Annotated in this window: 16 protein-coding genes; 7 read left to right on the top strand and 9 right to left on the bottom strand. The window is 66.5% G+C overall.

Features of this window, described 5'->3' with window-relative positions; all coding sequences use genetic code 11:
- Nucleotides 1–3 precede the first annotated feature (3 nt).
- The gene (locus tag WS89_RS10470) at nucleotides 4–1,161 is read right to left on the bottom strand and encodes an amine dehydrogenase large subunit (RefSeq protein WP_059790830.1); all 1,158 of its coding nucleotides are present in this window, start codon (nucleotides 1,159–1,161) and stop codon (nucleotides 4–6) included.
- A gap of 240 nt (nucleotides 1,162–1,401) precedes the next feature.
- Here WS89_RS10470 and WS89_RS10475 point away from each other — a divergent pair, with 240 nt between their 5' ends.
- The 5 genes from WS89_RS10475 to WS89_RS10495 all read left to right on the top strand — a co-directional run bounded on the left by WS89_RS10475 (nucleotide 1,402) and on the right by WS89_RS10495 (nucleotide 7,456).
- Nucleotides 1,402–2,364, top strand: a complete 963-nt coding sequence (locus tag WS89_RS10475) for a helix-turn-helix domain-containing protein (protein WP_059502330.1) — start codon at nucleotides 1,402–1,404, stop codon at nucleotides 2,362–2,364.
- Nucleotides 2,365–2,491: 127 nt separating this feature from the next.
- Nucleotides 2,492–3,436: a GlxA family transcriptional regulator gene (locus WS89_RS10480; RefSeq protein ID WP_059502328.1), complete on the top strand. Its 945-nt coding sequence runs from the start codon at nucleotides 2,492–2,494 to the stop codon at nucleotides 3,434–3,436.
- A gap of 479 nt (nucleotides 3,437–3,915) precedes the next feature.
- A complete protein-coding gene (locus WS89_RS10485; protein ID WP_059790832.1) occupies nucleotides 3,916–5,628 on the top strand; it encodes a M36 family metallopeptidase in 1,713 nt (570 codons plus the stop codon).
- A gap of 80 nt (nucleotides 5,629–5,708) precedes the next feature.
- The gene (locus tag WS89_RS10490) at nucleotides 5,709–6,962 is read left to right on the top strand and encodes a M20/M25/M40 family metallo-hydrolase (protein ID WP_059790834.1); all 1,254 of its coding nucleotides are present in this window, start codon (nucleotides 5,709–5,711) and stop codon (nucleotides 6,960–6,962) included.
- A gap of 131 nt (nucleotides 6,963–7,093) precedes the next feature.
- Nucleotides 7,094–7,456, top strand: a complete 363-nt coding sequence (locus WS89_RS10495) for a YbjQ family protein (protein ID WP_059502322.1) — start codon at nucleotides 7,094–7,096, stop codon at nucleotides 7,454–7,456.
- 13 nt (nucleotides 7,457–7,469) lie between these two features.
- Here WS89_RS10495 and WS89_RS10500 read toward each other — a convergent pair whose 3' ends face one another.
- The 4 genes from WS89_RS10500 to betC form a co-directional block, all read right to left on the bottom strand.
- Complete coding sequence (locus WS89_RS10500) at nucleotides 7,470–8,720, bottom strand: MFS transporter (RefSeq protein WP_059790893.1); 1,251 nt, start codon at nucleotides 8,718–8,720, stop codon at nucleotides 7,470–7,472.
- A gap of 238 nt (nucleotides 8,721–8,958) precedes the next feature.
- Complete coding sequence (locus WS89_RS10505; protein ID WP_059502320.1) at nucleotides 8,959–10,098, bottom strand: porin; 1,140 nt, start codon at nucleotides 10,096–10,098, stop codon at nucleotides 8,959–8,961.
- A 259-nt stretch (nucleotides 10,099–10,357) separates the two neighbouring features.
- Nucleotides 10,358–11,329 carry a choline ABC transporter substrate-binding protein gene (choX, locus tag WS89_RS10510; protein WP_059790835.1) on the bottom strand — a complete coding sequence of 324 codons (972 nt, stop codon included), beginning with the start codon at nucleotides 11,327–11,329 and terminating at the stop codon, nucleotides 10,358–10,360.
- 45 nt (nucleotides 11,330–11,374) lie between these two features.
- A complete protein-coding gene (gene betC / locus WS89_RS10515) occupies nucleotides 11,375–12,910 on the bottom strand; it encodes a choline-sulfatase (RefSeq protein ID WP_059790837.1) in 1,536 nt (511 codons plus the stop codon).
- Nucleotides 12,911–13,150: 240 nt separating this feature from the next.
- Between betC and WS89_RS10520 the strand changes: the two genes are divergently transcribed.
- On the top strand, nucleotides 13,151–14,056 hold the full coding sequence (locus tag WS89_RS10520) for a choline sulfate utilization transcriptional regulator (RefSeq protein ID WP_059790838.1): 906 nt from the start codon (nucleotides 13,151–13,153) through the stop codon (nucleotides 14,054–14,056).
- Between the two features lie 181 nt (nucleotides 14,057–14,237).
- The gene (gene purU / locus WS89_RS10525) at nucleotides 14,238–15,122 is read left to right on the top strand and encodes a formyltetrahydrofolate deformylase (RefSeq protein ID WP_059502312.1); all 885 of its coding nucleotides are present in this window, start codon (nucleotides 14,238–14,240) and stop codon (nucleotides 15,120–15,122) included.
- A 160-nt stretch (nucleotides 15,123–15,282) separates the two neighbouring features.
- Here the strand turns inward: purU and WS89_RS10530 are convergent, their stop codons facing one another.
- The 4 genes from WS89_RS10530 to WS89_RS10545 all read right to left on the bottom strand — a co-directional run bounded on the left by WS89_RS10530 (nucleotide 15,283) and on the right by WS89_RS10545 (nucleotide 20,531).
- Nucleotides 15,283–16,938, bottom strand: a complete 1,656-nt coding sequence (locus WS89_RS10530; protein WP_059790840.1) for an APC family permease — start codon at nucleotides 16,936–16,938, stop codon at nucleotides 15,283–15,285.
- Nucleotides 16,939–17,116: 178 nt separating this feature from the next.
- Nucleotides 17,117–17,980 carry a glycine betaine ABC transporter substrate-binding protein gene (locus WS89_RS10535; RefSeq protein ID WP_059790842.1) on the bottom strand — a complete coding sequence of 288 codons (864 nt, stop codon included), beginning with the start codon at nucleotides 17,978–17,980 and terminating at the stop codon, nucleotides 17,117–17,119.
- A gap of 134 nt (nucleotides 17,981–18,114) precedes the next feature.
- A complete protein-coding gene (locus tag WS89_RS10540; protein WP_059502306.1) occupies nucleotides 18,115–19,263 on the bottom strand; it encodes a hybrid-cluster NAD(P)-dependent oxidoreductase in 1,149 nt (382 codons plus the stop codon).
- A gap of 26 nt (nucleotides 19,264–19,289) precedes the next feature.
- A complete protein-coding gene (locus WS89_RS10545; RefSeq protein ID WP_059502304.1) occupies nucleotides 19,290–20,531 on the bottom strand; it encodes an aromatic ring-hydroxylating oxygenase subunit alpha in 1,242 nt (413 codons plus the stop codon).
- Nucleotides 20,532–20,547 lie beyond the last annotated feature (16 nt).

The raw sequence follows: 20,547 nt of genomic DNA on the forward strand, positions 1-20,547 counted from the left end.
GCCTCACGGGTTGACGAGCAGCGACGACGTATTGCCGATCTGCTTCTCGACGTGCCGCAGCGCGCCGGTGCGCGCATCCATCACGACGAGGTCGGAGGTTGCCGTCAGCCCGTAGAACAGCGGCTTGTCGTCCTCGCTGACCTGGATCGACACGAGCGGATCGACCTTCTGCTGCGCGAGATCCCAGCGCGCGACGCGCTGCTTCGACTTCAGGTCGTACACCCACACCTGCGTGCCGGGATCCTTGTGCGAGCCGTCGGTGCCCTTGTGCATCAGCACGTAGTACCGGTTCTGCTTCGCGTGCACGGCCGTCTGCTGCATGCCGCCCGGGCGCCAGCCTTCCGCGCGCTCGGCGTCCGTCAGCAGCGGCCACGGTTTGCCGAATGCCGGCTTGTCGCCGCTGAAATCGGCGCTGCGCACGTATCCGCCGTAGGTGGTGAACAGATAGTCGCCCCCGTACCGCGACGCGTTCACGAACGCCGGATCCTTGTCGACGTCGATGAACGCGTCCGACATCGTGCGCTTCGTTTCCTTGCCGTTCGCATCGAGCGTGACGGTCAGCGCCTTGCCGCTTTCGCACAGCGCGGTGAAACGGTCGTTGCCCGACGGATACGCGAGCACGCACGCGGCCATGTCGATCTCCGACAGCACCCGCTTCGAGACGGCGTCGATCACCGTCACCGATGCGGCCGGCGTGATGTTCGCGACGTACAGCCGCTTGCCGTCGGCGCTGAACGCTGTGTTGTACGGTGACGGCACGTGCTGCGCGTGCTTCGCCGGGATCACGATTTCGCCCGCGTGATCGAGCGTCGCGTTGTCGATCATCTCGACGACGTCGGTGCGCGCGCCGTGCGAGCCGCGCGAGAAGTAGGTCGTCGCGACGAAGCTGGTCTTGCGGTCGGGCGAGATCGCGAAGCCGGGAGCGAAACCGCCGTCGATCTGGCCGAGCAGCTTCTTCGCATCGGCGTCGTATACGTAGATGCGCCCGTCGGTCATCGACGGCATCGAGATGTCGACGATGTAGAGCGTGTGCGGATGCCACGGCGGCATCTTCTGCACGACCAGTTCTTCGGGTTTTTCCGCCGCGTTCGCGCCGCCGGCCCATGCCGCCGCCAACGCCAGCGTCGCCGCGAGCGCCGCGGTTCGTCGCCTTGTCCTCATGCCGCCTCCAGTGGGGGTTCACGTGATGTGGAGCGACTGTAGTTCGACAATAAACCCGCCCAGCACCCGGACCGGCAACGCGTGCGTGCCGATTCGGGATATCGGAAATGCGCGTGAAAGCCGCGCGGCAGTGCGCCTTCCGACCCTCGGAAGCACGCGCGCGGAATAGCGCTCCCCCGTATTGCGCCGACCGCCCGGTCGGTTTAGTCTTGCGCGGTCCGAACGATCGCCGGAGGCGCCATGCGTGTGTTACATCAGAGGTTCGACGACGCAGACCGGCATGCCGAGGCGCTGCGCGGCTGGGATCAGCGTTACGACCAGATCGGGGCCGGCTCGTATCGCAGCGTGGTCAAACACGCGGTGCTCGACGGCGTGCAACTGTTCCAGGAAACGGCGAACGTGCGCATCATCCAGCGCGGATGCTTGCCGCCCGGCCATACGGTATTCGGGATGCCGCTCGCCGGCTCGGGCGCCTTCGCCTTCGGCAATGCGCGCGTCGAGCCCGGTACGATCGTGGTGGCGCGCGGCGGCGTACCGTTCGAACTCCATTCGCCCGACGACATGTCGCTGATCGGCGTGGTCGTCGAACCCGAGTTGATGCAGCAGATCGAAGATGCCGCCGGCGTCCGGCTGGACGCACGCGCGCTGCGACGCGGCGTGGTCGAGGTGCCGGTCGCCGCGCGCGAGCGCGCGAGCGTGCACCTCGCCACGCTGCTCGAACGCGTACTGGCGGCGCCCGATACGTTCGACGCTGCACGCGTGCAGCGCGCGATGCGCGCCGACGTCGGCAACGTGCTGGTCGATCTCATGACCTACCGGATACCCGAGCCGCAGCACCGGCTCACGCACGCATGCCACGCCGACATCGTGCGCCGCGTGCACGACTACGTGATCGAGCACCCGGAAGCGCCCGTCGACATCCTGAGCCTGTGCACGCAACTGCGCGTCAGCCGGCGCACGATGCAGAACAGCTTTCAGTCGGTCGTACAGACGACGCCGCTCAACTACACGCGCTCGCTGCGCCTCGCGCAGGTGCGGCGCCTGCTGCTCGACACGCGCCACGCCGACCTGCCGATCAGCGAAGCGGCTGCACGCTGGGGCTTCATTCATCTCGGGCATTTCGCGAACGCGTACAAGGCCCAGTTCGGCGAATTGCCGTCGACGACGGCGCGCCGGACGGTGCATCGTGCAAAAACGCGTTGAGCGCCGGCAAAACCCGCGATAATCCCGGCTTGAACGTTCGGCGCCCGCGAATCGGGCGCGGCCCGCGCCGGCCCGCTCGTCGCGACGCACGGCTCGTACCGACTACCTGCTTGCACCCCACACCCCGATGCCCGAGGATTTCCACTTCCTGTTGCTACCCGGCTTCTCCGCGCTCGGCTTCATGTCCGCGGTCGAGCCGCTGCGCGTCGCGAACCGCTTTCGCACCGAGCTGTATCGCTGGCACGTGATCAGCGCGGACGGCGCACCCGTGGCCGCGAGCAACGGCATTCCGGTCGCCGCCGAAGCCGCGTGCGCGGACGTCCCGCAGGTCGATACGGTGTTCGTCGTCGCGGGCTTCGATCCGCTCGTGTGCTACACGCGCACGCTCGGCGACTGGCTGCGCCGCCAGCACCGGCATGGCGCCACGCTCGGCGGCATCGATACGGGCAGCTTCGTGCTCGCGGAAGCCGGGCTGTTCGACGCGTCGCAGCCGCTCACGCTGCATTGGGAAGCGCTGGCGGCGTTCCGCGAGCGCTATCCAGGCCTGAACGCGACGCAGGAGCTGTTCGAGATCGACGAGCGGCGCATCACGTGCGCGGGCGGCACCGCGTCGATCGACATGATGCTCGACCTGATCGGCCGCCGGCACGGCGCCGACCTCGCGGCGGCGATCTCCGAGCAGTTCGTCGTCAGCCGCATCCGGCAGCGCTCGGACAGCCAGCGGCTCGAGATCGCCGCGCGCTACGGCGTGCACAACCGCAAGCTGATCCAAGTGATCGGCACGATGCAGCGACACATGGACAACCCGCTCGGCTCCGACGCGCTCGCGCAGGAAGTGTCGATCACGCGGCGCCAGCTCGAACGGCTGTTCAGCGCGATGCTGAACGACACGCCGACGCGCTTCTATCTGAACCTGCGCCTCGATCGCGCACGCGAACTGCTGCAACAGACCGACATGAGCATCACGTCGGTGTGCGTCGCGTGCGGCTTCGAATCGCCGTCGCATTTTTCGCGCACCTATCGCGCGCGATTCGGGATGAGCCCCCGCAGCGACCGGCGGCCGACGCGCTGACCGTCTCGGCTTTTGATCACAATCCGGCGCGGTATTACGCGTTCCGGCAGCGTTTCCCGCCGTTCGTTGAACAATGCCGGCGACTGGTCGACGAACCGAAGCGGTCGTCGAAAATAATCTGGAATGTCGTTGAAAATATTCTGTAACATACCAAACAAAGTTAGATAGATAGCCTAACGACCCGATCGTCGATCTCGACGGACGTCGGGTCACGCAGGCTGCCAACCGATATCCAATATCGATCCGAGGGGTATGACATGACGATGCTCGATTCGCCGTCGCCGCACCTGCCTGCCGTTCGCTTCTCGTCCGCCTCTCCTGCCCGTTTCTTTTCGACCTTACAGTTAGGGATCCTTAGTCAGTCGATACCCCCAACACCGCTTTGCCGCACCGGTTCCATCGAACCGGCGCGCGGGCCGTGTCGTGCCTGCTCGCCACGAGCGCGCGGGCGTGTCCAACCGTTGAGATGAGGATCACGTATGCAGACATCACGCAAAGCATTGCCGCTCGCCCTGGGTCTCGTGCTCGGTTTCGGCATCGTCGGCGGCACCCTGGCCGATACGAAAGCGCCGAATCCTCAGGCCGCGAGCCTGCGCGAAAGCCTGACGCGCGGCGTCGCGCCGCCGGCCGCGAAGGCCGACACGGCCGCCGGGCAATTCCGCGCGGACGGCGTCGCCGTCACGCTGTACAACCCGGCCTATCGCGTCAAGAAAGCCGCCGCGACACCCGCCGCCACCGCGCGCGACTTCGTCGCGTCGCAAGCGGCGCAGCTCGGGCTCGACGCCACCGCGCTCGCGAGCCTCGTCGTCACATCGGAACGCGACGACGCCGACTTCACCGTCGTGCGCCTGCAGCAGCAGGCGGCCGGCTTGCCCGTGTACGGCAGCGACATCGCGGTGACCGTCGCGAAGGACGGCCGCATCCTGTACGTCGCGAGCAACACGATCAACGGCGTGGTCGCGACGACGCGCAAGTCGCAGGCCGTCGACCAGCAGCAGGCATTCGACCGCGCCCGCGCGTATCTCGGCGCGAGCGGCTTCACGCATCTCGATGCGCAACTCGTCGCGTTCGTCGACAAGGCCGGCACGCACACCGCGTGGAAGGTGCGCGGCCGCCCGCAGGATGGCCCGAAAGGCGACTGGGAACTGCTGATCGATTCGGGCAGCGGCGAAGTGCTACGCGCCGAGGACAAGGCGTTCTACGCGACCGACGGCACCGGCTTCGTGTTCCGCCCCGATCCGCTGTCGCCGACGAAGAGCAGCTACGGCAGCACGGGCTACAAGGACGGCAACGACGCGGATTCGACGCAGCTCACGGCCGCGCGCGTACGCGTGACGCTGAAGGACCTCGCGCAGTCGGGCACGCGCTACACGCTGACGGGCCCGTACGCGGCGTGCGTCGATTTCGATGCGCCGCTCGACAAGGCCTGCCCGTCGCAATCCACGCCCGCGTTCGAATTCACGCGCGGCAACCTGTATTTCGAGGCCGTGAACGCGTACTACCACATCGACACGTTCCTGCGTTACGTGAACCAGACGCTCGGCATCAAGGCGCTGCCGTACCAGTACACGGGTGGCGTGCAGTACGACCCGCACGGCGAATCGGGCGACGACAACTCGTCGTACTCGTCGAGCAGCGGCCGGCTGACCTTCGGGCAAGGCGGCGTCGACGACGCGGAAGACGCGGACGTCGTGATCCACGAGCTCGGCCACGGCATCCACGACTGGGTCACCAACGGCGGCCTGTCGCAACAGGAAGGCTTGTCGGAAGGCACCGGCGACTATCTCGCCGCCGCGTACAGCCGCGACTTCAACCAATGGAGCCCGTCGGATGCGCAGTATCACTGGGTCTACAACTGGGACGGCCACAACGAGTTCTGGGGCGGCCGCGTGACCAACTGGAACGTCGGGCGCACCTATGCGCAGGCGCGCGGCGCGGAGATCCACACGGCCGGCCAGTACTGGGCGTCGTGCAACCTCGTGGCACGCGATGCGATCGGCGCGCAGGCGATGGACAAGGCGTTCCTGAAGGGGCTGTCGATGACCAACAGCTCGACCAACCAGAAGGCCGCTGCGCAAGCCGTGCTGACGGCCGCATCCGCGCTCGGCTACAGCAGCGCGCAGCTCGCCGCGATCGGCAACGCGTACAACAAGAGCTGCACGTACGGCGTGACCGTCCCGCAGAAGTCGTAACGCCCGCAGCAGGCGGGAGCGCATCGCACGATCTGCGGCGCGCTCCCTTCATCGACATCGCCATCCTCACGAGATCGAACATGCCTACTCTGAAATCGACCCGCCTGAGTGCCGCGCTGGGCGGCATGCTGTTGACCGCCGCCGCGCACGCGGCGCCCGTCTGGATCACGCTCGGCGACACCGCGTTCCGCCAGCTTCAACGTATCGACGCGACCGCAACCGCGCAATACAGCACGACCGTCGAAGCCGGCAAGGCGGCCGACGGCGCCGCGCGTCGCGAAACCGTTCACGTCGTCGAGATCGACGATTCCCGGCTTGGCGAGCTGGCCCGCGCAGTTCACCGCACGCGCGGCCACGGGCCCGGCTACGTCGTGCACGACTCGTTCGACGACGCACGGCAGGCGCTCCAGCCGTTGCCTGTGACGCTCGCGAAACAGGCCGCTGCCCCCGCGTACACGGTGTCGAACGTGCCGCAGATCGGCACATGGGTCCAGCAACTGCAGGCCAGCAACATCGTCGGCACGATCACGTCGCTGTCGGGTTTCACGAACCGCTACTACACGACGTCGCACGGCGTCGCCGCATCCGACTGGCTCGCGTTGCAGTGGAAGCAGCTGGCGGCTTCGCGCGCCGACATCGCCGTCGAACAATTCGCGCACACGGGCTTTCCGCAGAAATCCGTGATCCTGACGATCCGCGGCAGCGATCCGGCCGCAGGCACCGTCGTGCTCGGCGGCCACCTCGATTCGACCGTGGGCCGCACGACGGAAAACACGCGCTCGCCGGGCGCCGACGACGATGCGTCGGGCATCGCCAGCCTGACCGAGGCGCTACGCGTGCTGCTCGCGAACGGCTACCGGCCGAAACGGACGATCAAGTTCGTCGGATATGCGGCCGAGGAAGCCGGGTTGCTCGGCTCGAAGGCGATCGCGAAGCAGTTCCGCACGCAGAATGCGAACGTGGTCGGCGTGCTGCAGCTCGACATGACGAACTACAAGGGCGATCCGAAGGACATCTACCTGATCACCGACTACACGAACGCGGCGCAGAACACCTACTTGACGAACCTGGCTAAGACCTACCTGCCCGAGCTTGCGATCGGCACATCGCAGTGTGGGTATGCATGCTCGGATCACGCGTCGTGGAATGCGCAGGGGTATCCGGCATCGTTCCCGTTCGAGGCCGACCAGAACGACAGCCCGTACATCCACACGGCGAACGACACGCTGGAAAACTCGGATCGACAAGCGAACCATGCGCTGAAGTTCGGCAAGCTCGCGCTGGCCTATGCGGTCGACCTCGGCGGCATTGCCGGCGCGACGGTCAAGCGCTGAACGTTCCGTGTCGAGCGGCTCGCACGTTGGCGGCGAAACGGGCGTTCACCTGCATGGGCACGCCCGTTCGAATACCTTTTCGCCGTCCGGCTAGAATCGTCGTTCGACCATTCGCTACGCGCTTTCATACCATGACCGAACCCACCCGCTCCATCGACGACCTGTCGCCTGCCCGCGTCACGACCGCCTTCGACCTCCCCGGCCATACGACCGTTCGCTCGCTCGGCGTCGCACAGGGCATCGTCGTGCGCTCGCGCTCGATCGTCGGCTCGTTCGGCGCGTCGCTGCAGACGATCTTCGGCGGCAACATCACGCTCTATACGTCGCTGTGCGAAAAAGCGCGCCAGCACGCGTTCGACAAGATGCTCGACGACGCGCGCAAGCTCGGCGCGAACGCGGTCGTCGCGATGCGCTACGACTCGACCGAGATCGGGTCGGGCGTAACCGAAGTCATCTGCTACGGTACGGCCGTGCGCGTCACGCAGGATGCTTGACGTGTGATGCGCGTCACGCGTCGCGTTCGAGCGACTTCATGTTCGTGAGCTGCGGAAACAGCCGCATCCACGCGAGCGCGACGGCGATCGTCGCCGCGCCGCCGACGACGATCGCGGCCGGCGCGCCCCACCACGCGGCCGTCACGCCGGATTCGAATTCGCCAAGCTGGTTCGACGTGCCGATGAACAACGCGTTGACCGCGCTCACACGGCCGAGCATGTCGTCGGGCGTGCGCAGTTGCACGAGCGACAGGCGCACGACGACGCTGATCACGTCCGACGCGCCGAGCGCGGCCAGCGCCACGAGCGACAACGCGAAGTGCCGCGACAACCCGAACACGATCGTCGCGATGCCGAACGCGATCACGCCGCCGAACATCGCGCGGCCCGGCCGGCCCTTCAACGGGAAACGCGTGAGCCACAGCGTGCCCGCGAGCGCGCCGACCGCCGGCGCCGCGCGCAATGCGCCGAGCCCCCACGGGCCGACCTGCAGGATGTCGCGCGCGTAGATCGGCAGCAGTGCGGTCGCGCCGCCGAACAGCACGGCGAACAGATCCAGCGACAGCGCACCGAGGATCGCCGGCTCGCGCCGGATGAACGCGATGCCCGAAAACACCGAGCGCAGCGTGACCGGCTCGCGGGCGGGTGGCGCGCTGCGCAGCGGAATCGTGCCGCTCAGCATCGCCGCGATCGCGAAGGCCGCCACGCTCGTGCCGAACGCGACGGGTGCGCCGACACCATAGAGCAACCCGCCGAACGCGGGACCGAGAATCTGCGCGGCCTGGTTGGCGGACGTCGACAGCGCGGTCGCCCGCGGCAAATCGGTGCGCGGCACGACGGCCGGCAACAGCGACGACACCGACGGCGACTCGAACGCGCGGGCCGTGCCGACGATCGCCGCGAGCGCATACACGGCCGGCGCGGCCAGCCACCCTTGCGCCGCGCCGAGCAGGAACACGCCGGCGGCCAGTGCCTCGACGCTCTGACAGATCGTCGCGATGCGCCGGCGGTCGTAGCGGTCGGCCACCTGCCCGACGACCAGCGTCAGCGCGAACATTGGCACGAACTGCGCGAGGCCGACCAGGCCGAGCGCGAACGCGCTGTGCGTGAGCGCATACACGTACCAGCCGATCGCGACCGACAGGATCTGGAAGGCCAGCGACGACATCACGCGCGTGCCCCAGAAACGCCGGAACGGCGCGTGGCGGAACAGGTTGACGGGTAACGGGGATAACGGACTGGAATCGGGCACGGAGGTGGTCATCGGGGTCTCGGCGGCTGGCGGTGCGCACCGCAACCATTCGGGAAACGACGACGCACGCGGGTGCGCGCGGCAACGGTGCGGACGCGGCCAAACCGCGATGATATGCCAATCGCCGAAAACCGGCCCGACGCCGGCCACGAGCCGTCGAGCCGGCGCATCGCACAAAAAAAAAGCGCGAACCGCGGTTCGCGCCAAAGAGAGACCTCGCTGAAGACGTCACACCAACCCGCCACTCCGCTCAGAACGAATGCCGCATCCCGATCCGCACGTCGGCCTGCGTCTGCGTCGTCGACGGCGTGAAGCTGTAGCCGATCACCGCATCGACGCCCTGCGACGCGCGCAGGTAGTCGCCGGAGATGTACACGTCCGTGCGCTTCGACAACAGGTAATGCAGGCCCGCCGTGCCCTGGTTCCAGTGATGGCCCTCGAAGCGCGTGTGCTGGTAGCCCGCGATGAAGCTCAGCGCCGGCGTGAACTGGTACAGGCCGCCGCCTTCGTACACCTGCATGTGCGACGACTGGCCGAAGCCCTTGATCGTCGTGTACGAGTAGTTGGCGTCGAGCGTCAGCTTGCCGATCGTGTAGCTCGTGCCGATGCCGAACGTGCCCTGGCTGTCGACGCTCATCGGCGTGTTCGCGAACAGGTCGGTGCGCGCGCCGGTCGCCGGATCGACCGTGACGGTCTGCTGGCCGAGGAACGTATGCGTGCCGATCATCGCGTACGGGTCGAACGCATAGATGCCGTTCGGATTGTTCAGGCGCGTGTACGCGGCGCCGATCGAGAAGTCGCCCTTCGTGAAGCTCGCGCCCGCGCTCCATGCGCTGTTGCGATGGAAGTTGCCCGCGACGTTGCCGAACGAATACATCGCGCCGAACTTGAAGCCGCTCATGTCGCTCGACAGAAACTTCACCGAATTCGGCAGACGGTCGCCGTTGAAGCGGTCGAAGTCGCCCTGGTGGATCGCATAGCCGCTGCCCCACGCCGAAATGTTGTAGATCGACACGAGTTCGTTCGTGATGTCGAGCTGGTTGCCGAACGACAGCGTGCCCCAGTCGTTCTGCAGGCCCACATACGCCTGCCGGCCGAATTCGGCGCCGCCGAAGCCGAGTTGCCCGTTGCCGAGGTGGAAGCCGCTCTCGAGCGCGAACACGGCCTTCAGGCCGCCGCCCAGGTCTTCGGTGCCCTTGAGGCCGAAGCGGTTTCCGTAGGCGACGCCGTCGTCGAACTTGACCACGTGCGAACCGCCCGTGTTGTTCACGTACGTGATGCCGGCGTCGAGAATCCCGTACAGCGTCACGCTGCTCTGCGCGTGTCCGATGGCGGGAATACAGGCCGCGCATGCGAGCGCGGCGGCTACGGCGACTTTCTTTTGCTTCATTGTCGACCACCCTCCCTGAACCGTTCGATGGAAAGAACCGTGGCCTGGCGCGTGCCGCGATACGCCGGCTGATTCGAATTCGGTACGTCTGCTGGCTCCGGTATTTCGTTTTCCGCAATAACGCAGCCATTGGCGAAAAATACAAACCCATATTTCGCGTCACCCGTCTGTAGGCGACACTAAATGGTCACGATGCGACGGGTCGGGAAAACACGTAGACGAGCGGCACGGTAAAAACCGGCCGCCCGGAGAGGGAAAATCAATGACCGTCGAGGGCCGCGCGCACGGCCGGCAGGCCCGGCGCGCCGGCCGCCGTCGTCACGCCGTCGAGCCACGCGGCGACCAGCGCGGGCTCGGCCTTCAGCGCATGCTGCGCCGCGAGCGCGGGCGACGTCTTGCGGTCGAGCATGTCGGCGATCATCCGGTTCTCGACGTCGACCGAGAACGTCATCTGCCGGAACAGCCGCGCGAGGTTCGTGCACTGGCCGGCGAACCCGGCACGCGTGACCGTGTTGACCGTCGCGCCGCCGTAGTTCGGGCCGAAATACGCATCGCCGCCCGACAGATACGTCAGATGAAACTTCGTGTTCATCAGATGTGGCTCCCACGCGAGAAACACGATCCAGCGCTTGTCGCGCACCGCCCGCTCGACCTGCGTGAGCATGCCCGTCTCGCTCGATTCGACGAGCGACCAGTTCGCGGACCCGAGCGCGTGGTCGGACAGCATCCGCTTGATGTTCTGATTCGCGGGCGCGCCGGGCTCGATCCCGTAGATCTTGCCGCCGAAGCGGTCCGCGTAGCGCGCGAGATCGGCGAACGTATGCACGCCGGCGGCGGCCACGTAGTCGGGCACCGCGAGCGTGAATTTCGCGCCGCTCAGGTTCGCGTGCAGCACGTCGATCGATTTCTCGTCGACGAACGGCTTCACGAGCGGCGCCTGCGCGGGCATCCAGTTGCCGAGGAACACGTCGACCTGCCCTTTCTTCAACCCCTGGTACGTGATCGGCACCGACAGGTTCGCCACGTCCTGCCGGTAGCCGAGCGCCTTCAGCACGACCCCCGCCATCGCATTCGTCGCGTCGATGTCGGTCCAGCCGGGCGCCGCCATCTTGACTTCGCTGCACGTCTGCGGATCGGCGGCATACGCAGGCTGCGTCGCCACCCCGCACGCGGCGGCGGCAGCGAGCGCCGCGCCGATTCTTCGGATTGCTGCATTGCATTGCCGTTTCATGGTTCGCTTCCTCCGTCGTTCTTCAGTGATCGCGATGCGGTGCGTTCAGCGCCCGACGCGCGGAAAACGCGCCATCGCCTCGAGCGTGTCGAGTTCGATGTGATTGCGCATGTAGCGCTGGCTCGCGTCGGTGAACGGCTGCCAGTCCCACGCCTGAATGCGGCCCTGCGTCGTCGCCGCGTAATGGAAGCGCCGGCGCCGCTGGCTCGCGCGCACCTGCCGGTCCAGTTCGGGCAGGTTCCAGCGCTGCGCGGCCTCCGCGCGGAACGCGGCGAGCACGTCGGCGGCTTCCGGCCGCCCGGCGAGGTTCGTCAGTTCGTGCGGGTCGTCCGACAGGTTGTAAAGCTGATCGGGGTCGGCCGGGCAATGCACGTATTTCCAGTCGCCGCGGCGGATCATCACGATCGGTGCGAGCGCGCCTTCCGCGAGGTATTCGCCGAGCGCGACATCGTGCGCGGGCGTGCCGTTCAGGTGCGCCACGAGGCTCGCGCCGTCGACCGGGTCCGGCCAGCCGCTGGCGGGCGCGGCGCCGGCCAGCTCGACGAGCGTCGGCAGCAGGTCGACGTGCGACACGGGCCCGCGCACGCGCGCGGCGTCGAAGCGGCCCGGCGCGTGGACGATCAGCGGCACGCGGCAGCCGCCTTCGAAAAACGTCATCTTGTACCAGAGCCCGCGCTCGCCGAGCATGTCGCCGTGGTCGGACGTGACGATCACGATCGTGTCGTCGGCGAACCCGCATTGCTCGAGCGCGGCCAGCACGCTGCCGAACTGCGTGTCCACGTAGGACGTCGCGCCATAATACGCGCGGCGTGCGGCGCGGATCTGCGCGTCGGTCGGTGGCGTGCGATCGTTCTCGCAGACGAAACGCAGCCGCTGCGAATGCGGATCGCTTTCGGCCGCATCGAGCCGCACGGCCGGCATGTCGATCTCGTCGTCGTCGTAGCGATCCCAGTATTCGCGCGTGATCGCATACGGATCGTGCGGATGGGTCAGCGACACGACCATGCAGAACGGCCGCGCATCGCGGCCGGCCGCGCGCTCGCGCGCGACGTCGTACAGCTTCTGCTTCGCCGCGAACGTCACTTCGTCGTCGAAGTCGAGTTGATTCGTACGCACGCACGGGCCGGCGTCGAGCACCGAGCTCATGTTGTGATACCAGCTCGGCCGCTCGGCCGGTTGGTCCCAGTCCGGCACCCAGCCGAAATCGGCCGGATAGATGTCGGTCGTGAGGCGTTCCTCGAAGCCGTGCAACTGGTCGGGGCCGCAGAAATGCATCTTGCCGGACAGCATCGTCCGGTAGCCGCCCGCGCGCAGGTAGTGCGCGAACGTCAGCGTTTGCGCGGGCAATTCGGCGGCGTTATCGTAGGCGCCGATTCCCGACGGCAGCTTGCCGGTCAGCAGCGAGAAGCGCGACGGTGCGCACAGCGGGCTCGCGCAGTACGCGGCGTCGAACACCACGCCTTCGGCGGCGAGCCGGTCGAGCGTCGGCGTGCGGGCCACGCGGTTGCCGTACGCCGGCAGCGCGAACGGCGTGAGCTGGTCGGCCATCAGGATCAGGATGTTGGGTGTCGGGTTCGTCATCGGCGGTCGTGGGGAAAGCGGTGTTCGAATGGAACGGCTCGTCGCCCGGGCAGCGAGACGTCCGGCATGACGGAGGCGGTCCGCAGAAACTGCCGCGCACGGAGGCCGTGCTGGCTAGAATCGGGGAGTGCGTTGCGCGGCTGTGCGCGAAGTGCATGTGCCGTACCGTCCGCTGCACTATCGCCCGCCCGAATTCGCGCGGGTAGGCGTCCGGCCCTTATGGGGCCATTAGAGGGACTTATGTCGAAATCCGAACCGTTACCGTCGATGCAGGCGCTGCGCGCGTTCGAATCGGCCGCCCGGCTCGCGAGCTTCACGGCCGCCGCGCGCGAGCTCGGCTCGACGCAGCCGGCCGTGAGCCAGCAGGTGTATCAGCTCGAAGCCGAACTCGGCGTGCCGCTGTTCGAACGCAGCCCGCGCGGCGTCACGCTGACGACCGACGGCCAGTGCCTGTACGAAGCCGTGCGGCTCAGCCTCGACACGCTGCGCGGCGCGACCGCGACGCTGCGCGCGCGCCGCGAGCACGGCGCGCTCACGATCGTCACCGATTTCGGTTTCGCGACCTACTGGCTGATGCCGCGCCTGGCCGGGCTCAAGCGCGTGATGCCGGACGTCGACGTACGCGTCGTCACGTCACAGGACTACGACGCGCAGCGCGACCACGGCGACATCGCGATCCTGTTCGGCGACGGCCACTGGCCGTCGTGCACGGCCGCGCGGCTGTTTCCGGAATCCGTCACGCCCGTCTGCTCGCCCGCGTTCCGCGACGCGCACCCGGACGTCGCACGGCCCGAGCACCTGCTCGCGCTGCCGCTGCTGCACGTGCAGCCGACGCGCCCCGAGCGCTGGCTGTCATGGTCGGGCTGGTTCGACGCGCACGGGCTCGAGCCGCCGCCCGCCGCCCGCGGCGTGACCTTCAACAGCTATGCGCTCGTGATCCATGCGGCGCTGCTCGGTGAAGGCGTCGCGCTCGGCTGGTCGCCGCTCGTCGACGAACTCGTCGGGACCGGCCAGCTCGTGAAGCTGGTCGACGCGCCCGTCGTCACGCCGCGCGGCTACTTCCTGGTGCGCCCGCCGCAGCGGCCGGAGCCGGATGCGACCCACGTGTTCCGGCGCTGGCTGCTCGACGCGTGCGCGGCGGCCTGAGGCAGCGCGCCCGCCGCGGCCCCGCCTCCGGCCCGCTGGCGCACCGATACCAGCCACACGGCGCGTTGGTTCTATCCGCGCCGATATCGTCCTGATTTACTTGAGCCTCCCGCTACCCGCGCGGCGCGGCGCCTTCGTGCGCCGCCGCGCGGCCGTGCGCCCCTGCCATCCGAGGAGTCTCATGACCGCCGAGCACCGCCCCGATCAATTCGTCCTGACACTGTCGTGCCCGAGCGCGGCAGGCCAGGTCGCCGCCGTCGTCGGCTTTCTCGACCGCCATCGCTGCTACGTCGATGCGCTGAACGTGTTCGACGACGATCTCAGCAACCGCTTCTTCGTGCGCTGCGTCTTTCATCCGACGGATGAGACGCTGCAGATCGACGCGCTGCGTCAGGAATTCGCGCCGATCGCGGCCGGACTCGGCGGCCACGATGGCGACATCCAATGGGCGATCCATGACGTCAACGCGCGGCCGAAGGTGCTGATCATGGTGTCGAAGCTCGAGCACTGCCTCGCGGATCTGCTGTTCCGCTGGCGGATGGGAGAGCTGAAGATGGACATCGTGGGCATCGTGTCGAACCACCCCGACTTCGAGCCGCTCGCCGCCCAGCACGGGCTGCCGTTCCGGCACTTCCCGATCACGGCCGATACCAAGGCGCAGCAGGAAGCGCAATGGCTCGACTTCTTCGAATCGAGCGGCGCCGAGCTCGTGATCCTCGCGCGCTACATGCAGGTGCTGTCGCAGGAGACGAGCGCGAAGCTCGCGAACCGCGCGATCAACATCCATCACTCGTTCCTGCCCGGCTTCAAGGGCGCGAAGCCGTATCACCAGGCACATGCGCGCGGCGTGAAGCTGATCGGCGCGACCGCGCACTTCGTGACCGACGATCTCGACGAAGGCCCGATCATCGAGCAGGTCGTGGAGCGTGTCGATCATGCGCTGCGGCCCGAGCAATTGCTCGCGGTGGGACGTGACGTCGAAAGCCTCACGCTCGCGCGTGCGGTGAAGGCGTTCATCGAGCGGCGGGTGTTTTTGAACGGCGATCGGACGGTGGTGTTCCCGTAAGCCGATCGGAGCCGCGCCGGAACGCGGCGGAAACGAACGAGGCCCGACCGGCAAACCGGTCGGGCCTCTTTTGTCGTCGTGTTGTGCCGGCGCTTCGCGCGACGGCCCCGCGCATGCTCTACGAAGCCATCGCGTGCCGCGACACGCACGCATTACCGCGTCACTTCACCCACGCGAAGTAATACGACGACCAGATCGTCAGCCCCGCCCCGATCAACGCCGCATACGGCATCAGGTTCAGCCACATCGCGCGCTTCGGCACTTCGAGTTCCATGTCGCGCTGCATCTGCGCGGGAAAGCGGCCGCGATCCTGCCAGTAGTGGCGATACAGGAACACCGGCACGATCAGCAGCATGGCGATCAGCCCGTTGCGCAGCGTGCCTTCGCCCTGCAGGTTCGCGCCCGCGCCGACGTAGACGAGGTTCGCATAGCCGCAGATCGCGCCGCCGACGAGCAGCCACGTCGGGCAGCGGAACGGCCGATCCCAGTTGCCGCGATCCATCCGGTGGATCCAGCCCGACTGAAGATTCAGGAATACGAACAGCATGTAGCAGACGTTCGAGATCGACAGCACCGTCATGTAGTCCGACATCATCAGCAACACGAGGTTGAAGCCGAGGTCGGTCCACATCGCGCGGGTGGGCGAGCCGTGCTCGTTCACGTGCGACAGATACTTCGGCAGCCAGCCGTCGACCGACGCCTGGTACAGCGTGCGCGACGAGCCCATCATCGACGTCATCACGATCAGCAGGATCGACAGCATCAACATCACGACGACCGCATTCGCGACCCATGCGCCGCCGCCGACGATCTTCGCCATCGCGGCCGCGACGCCGGTGCCGTCGCCGATCGACGGATCGAGCATCGCCTGTGTGCCGAGCGCGCCCTGGAACGCCATCGGCACGAGCGTCATCACGACCAGACACAGCGCACCCGACCAGAAGATCGCCTTGGCGGTATCGCGCCGCGGATCGCGGAATTCGCGCGTATAGCAGACGGCCGTCTCGAAGCCGTACGACGCCCAGCCTGCCATGAACATCGCGCCGAGCGCCATCGTCACGCCCTGCCCGTTCCACGAACCGAAGGTCGCGGCCGTGAGGTTGCCGTGCGCGTCGTGGCCGAGCGGCAACAGCGGCAGCAGGTTCGACATCGGCACGTCGCCGGTGACGAACGGCACGATGCCGACGATCAAGAGCGGTGTGAGCGATGCAATGCCGAGAATGCGCTGCGTGCGCGCCGCCTTCGACGCGCCGCTGTGCTGCAGCTTGAACGTGATCAGAAGCAGGATCGTCGCGATGATGAACGTCGCGTTGATCCGCAATGACAGACCGGGCTTGATGAAACCGAGATCCGCAACCTTGAGCTGCCAGTGCAGCACCGCCGCATCGGCGGGAAAGAGACTCGTGAGCGCATAGCTCGCCGCGAGGCCGCAGCCGAGCGCGAGCATCGGCGACCACGCGAGCCAGTTGCACCACACGGAAACCGGGGCAATCAGTTTGCTGTAACGAACCCAACCGATCGCGCCATACACGGACGCGCCGCCCGATTTATGAGGAAATAGCCCCGATATTTCCGCATAAGTCGCGCTTTGAATCAGCCCCATCGTGATCGCGGCGATCCAGATCGCCCACGCGGGCTGGCCGATCGTCGCACATACGCCGCCGATCGTGAACAGCACGCCTGCCGGCACGCCGCTCGTCACCCAAAAAGCGTCTTTCCAGGTCAGGCCACGATGCAGCGTGTGGCCCGCCGAATCATGTGAGATGGTTGCCTCGACATCACTGGTGCGATTCGCACGCAGTCCTGCTTGACTCATCCAATTCCTCCTGAGATGACTCCGCACAAGGGCGCTAGTGTAACAACTTACGCGCTTTTTTGCAGAATCCGCAAAAGAATTCCGGGATATGGCCGCATTACATCCTGATTATTTCGGATTCCTGCATGCCATTCCCGGCGTGTTTTTTATGACGATTCTTGGATATATATCGGAATGCTTACTGCGCGCCTTCCGTCCAAGAATTCACGCGGTCGGCATGCGCCGCAATCCACGCATCCGCTGCCGCTTCCGGCTTCGAGCCGTTCTGGATCGCGAGCATCACGCTGTCGATTTCACCCGGCTTCCACTGGAATTTCTTCAGGAACGCGACGACCGGCTTCGCCTTGGTTTCGAGCCCCGGATTCACGACGCTGTCGACGTGCTCGGCGCCGCCGAACACCTTCTTCGGATCCTCGAGGAAGCGCAGCTTCCACTTCGCGAACATCCAGTGCGGCGCCCAGCCCGTCACGATGACCGGCTTGTTCGCATTGACCGAACGCGACAACTCGGCCGTCATCGCGCTGCCCGAACTCGGCATCAGCGTGTAGTTCAGCCCGTAGCTCTTGATCGCGTCGTCGGTCTTGCGCATCACGCCGGCGCCCGCATCGATGCCGACGATCCGGCCGCCGAAGCTGCCCTTCTCCGCATTGAGGTCGTCGATGCTCTTCGCCTTCACGTACGCGGGCACGATCAGGCCGATCTTCGCATCGGGGAAATTCGCGCCGAGGTCGACGACCTTGGCCTTGTACTCGTCCCAGTACGAGCCGTGCGTGACCGGCAGCCACGCGGACAGCGTCGCATCGAGATCGCCGCGCGCGACGCCCTGCCACATGATCCCGGCCGCCACCGGCACGAGCTTCACCTCGTAGCCGAGCTTCTTCTCGATGACGCGGGCCGCGACGTTCGACGTCGCGACGCTGTCGTCCCAGCCTTCGACGTAGCCGATTTTCAGCGTCGGCTTCGTATCGGCGAGCGCCGATGCGCTCAATGCCACCATCGCCGACAGGGTGCCGGCCCACAACAGTTTTCCGAACAGCTTCATGGTCGATCTCCTTGGTCTGCGCACCGTGCGCGTTGTCTCTCTAGGTTCTTCAACCACAAATCCGCGGTATCGTTGTTTTCCGACGAATGCTTGTCCGGATGCGACGCACCCGGACAGCCGATGGCGAGTTTCGACTACTTGTCGATCACGAGATCCGACAGCGGCTTGCTGCAGCACAGCAGCACCATCCCCTGATCGATCTCGCGCTGGCGGATGCCGCCGTTGTGTTTCATGTCGACCTGCCCCGACACGAGCTTCACCTTGCAGGTGCCGCACATGCCCTGCGTGCACGATGCCGGCAGCCGCACGCCCGACTGGCGCGCCGCGTCGAGCACGTGCTGCTCCGAGCCGCACGAGATCTCGCGGTTGCTCTTCGCGAAGCTGACCGTGTACTGCTTCGTGCCGGCGTCGCCGCCTTCGGCCGGCGGCGCGAGATCGGCGAGCAGCTCGTCGCTCGCGGTCTGCGCGAGCGTCTCGAACGAGAAGCTTTCCTCGTGATACTGCTTGCGATCGAAGCCGGCTTCGTCGAGCAGGTCGCGCACGGCCTTCATGTACGGCGCGGGGCCGCACGTAAAGATTTCGCGTTCCATGAAATCCGGCGCGATCAGCTTCAGCAGCGGCAGCGTCAGGAAGCCCGTGACGCCCGGCCAGTTGGTGCGCGTGCCGACGCGCTCGACGACGAACGACGTGCGGAAATTCGTGTGGTTCGACGCGATCAGGTCGAGTTCGCGCGCGAAGATGATGTCGTCCGGCGTGCGTGCGCTGTGCACGAACAGGATGTCGCGATCCTCGGCGAGATCGTGATGCGCACGGCTCATCGACATCAGCGGCGTGACGCCCGAGCCGGCCGACAGGAACAGGTACTTGCGCGCCGGATGCCGCGCGCACGTGAATTCCCCGGCCGGGCCGAGCACGCGCACGGGCGCGCCCGGCTGCAGGTTGTCGTGCAGCCAGTTCGACACCTTGCCGCCCGGCACGCGCTTCACCGTGATCGAGATCGTGTGCGGCCGCGCCGGCGACGACGAAATCGTGTAGCACCGGTTGATCGTCTCGCCGTCGATGTCGAGCTCGAGCGTGATGAATTGCCCGGGCTCGAACGAGAACGTGCGGCCCTGCGGGGAGCGGAAGAAGAAGCTCTTCACGTCGTGGGTTTCCTGCCGCACGTGGCAGCACACCAGCGTTTCCTCGACGTCGCTCGTCCAGCGCTCGGGCAGCGCGTTCCAGAAGGCCGGGTGCGTCACCCGGCTATCCGCCGGCTCGAAATTGGCCGCATCTCGCATCATGTCTTGCTCCGCTTATACGCTGGGTACTATTCGCCGGTTTTTTCGGCGAGCCGGCCGATGTACCAGGCCGAGAATTTTTCGACGAGACCTTCCGTGTACGGCGAATACGGACCCGGCTCGTACGCGCTGCTGTTCGCGCCGCGCTGCGAGAATTCGACGAGCGCGCGATCCTGGTCGTTGGTCGCGTTCCACACGGCCGTGAGGTTCTTCACGTCGTAGTCGATGCCTTCCTTCGCGTCCTTGTGCACGAGCCACTTCGTGCGCACCAGCGTCTTGCCGGCCGACAGCGGAATCACCGAGAACGTCACGATGTGATCGCTCATGAAGTGGTGCCACGAGTTCGGCTGCGTCCAGAACGACAGCCCGCCGAGATCGGCCCTGTCGAAGCCGCCGAGCAGCTTCTTCGATGCGACCTTCGCGTCAAGCGTCTGCGATTCGCCGTCGCGATCCAGCGGCAGGCGCTGCGTGCGGAAACCCGTCACGTCGAGCAGCTTTTCGATTTCTGCGGACGGCAGGCCCATCTCGGCCCATTCCTTGCCGCGGCGCACGCAGGTTTCGGCGAATGCGTCCATGCCTTCGGCATTCGCGTCGGAACGCTGGTAGCCGAAGCCGTATTCGTACAGCGAGATCGTCAGCTCCGGATGGTTCGCGACGCAGTGATAGCACTCGCGGTTGTTCTCCATCGTGAGCTTCCAGTTGCCTTCCTCGATGATGTCGATCTGCGCGGCGATCTTCGTGTTCGGCAGGTCGTGCGGCAGCAGGTACGGCTCCATCTCGGCCCGCATCTGCGCGAAATCGGCCGGCGGCTCGTCGGCGAGGCAGATGAAGATCAGGCCCGCGAGGTTCTCGACGTGCACCGACTTCAGGCTGTGCTTGCAACGGTCGAACTTCTCGCCCATGTGCTCGGCGAACATCAACTGGCCCGTCAGGTTGTAGGTCCAGCTGTGGTACGGGCACACGATGTTGCCGACCGAGCCCTTGTCTTCGTTGCACAGGCGCGCGCCGCGGTGACGGCACACGTTGTGGAACGCGCGGATCGCCATGTCGTCGTCGCGTACGATCAGGATCGAATCGCTGCCCAACTGCACGGTCACGTAGTCGCCCGGCTCGGGAATGTCCGGTTCGATCGCCACCTGGATCCAGTGCTGGCGGAAAATCGCCTCCATGTCGAGCGCGAAGATGTCCTCGCTCGTGTAGAACGGTGCGTCGAGGCTGTGCCCTTCCTTGCGCCGCTCGATCAATGCACGAATGTCTGCCGATACTTTCATCGTTTGCTCCGGATTC

This window comes from Burkholderia sp. MSMB1072 (assembly GCF_001524725.1).
GTDB lineage: Bacteria > Pseudomonadota > Gammaproteobacteria > Burkholderiales > Burkholderiaceae > Burkholderia.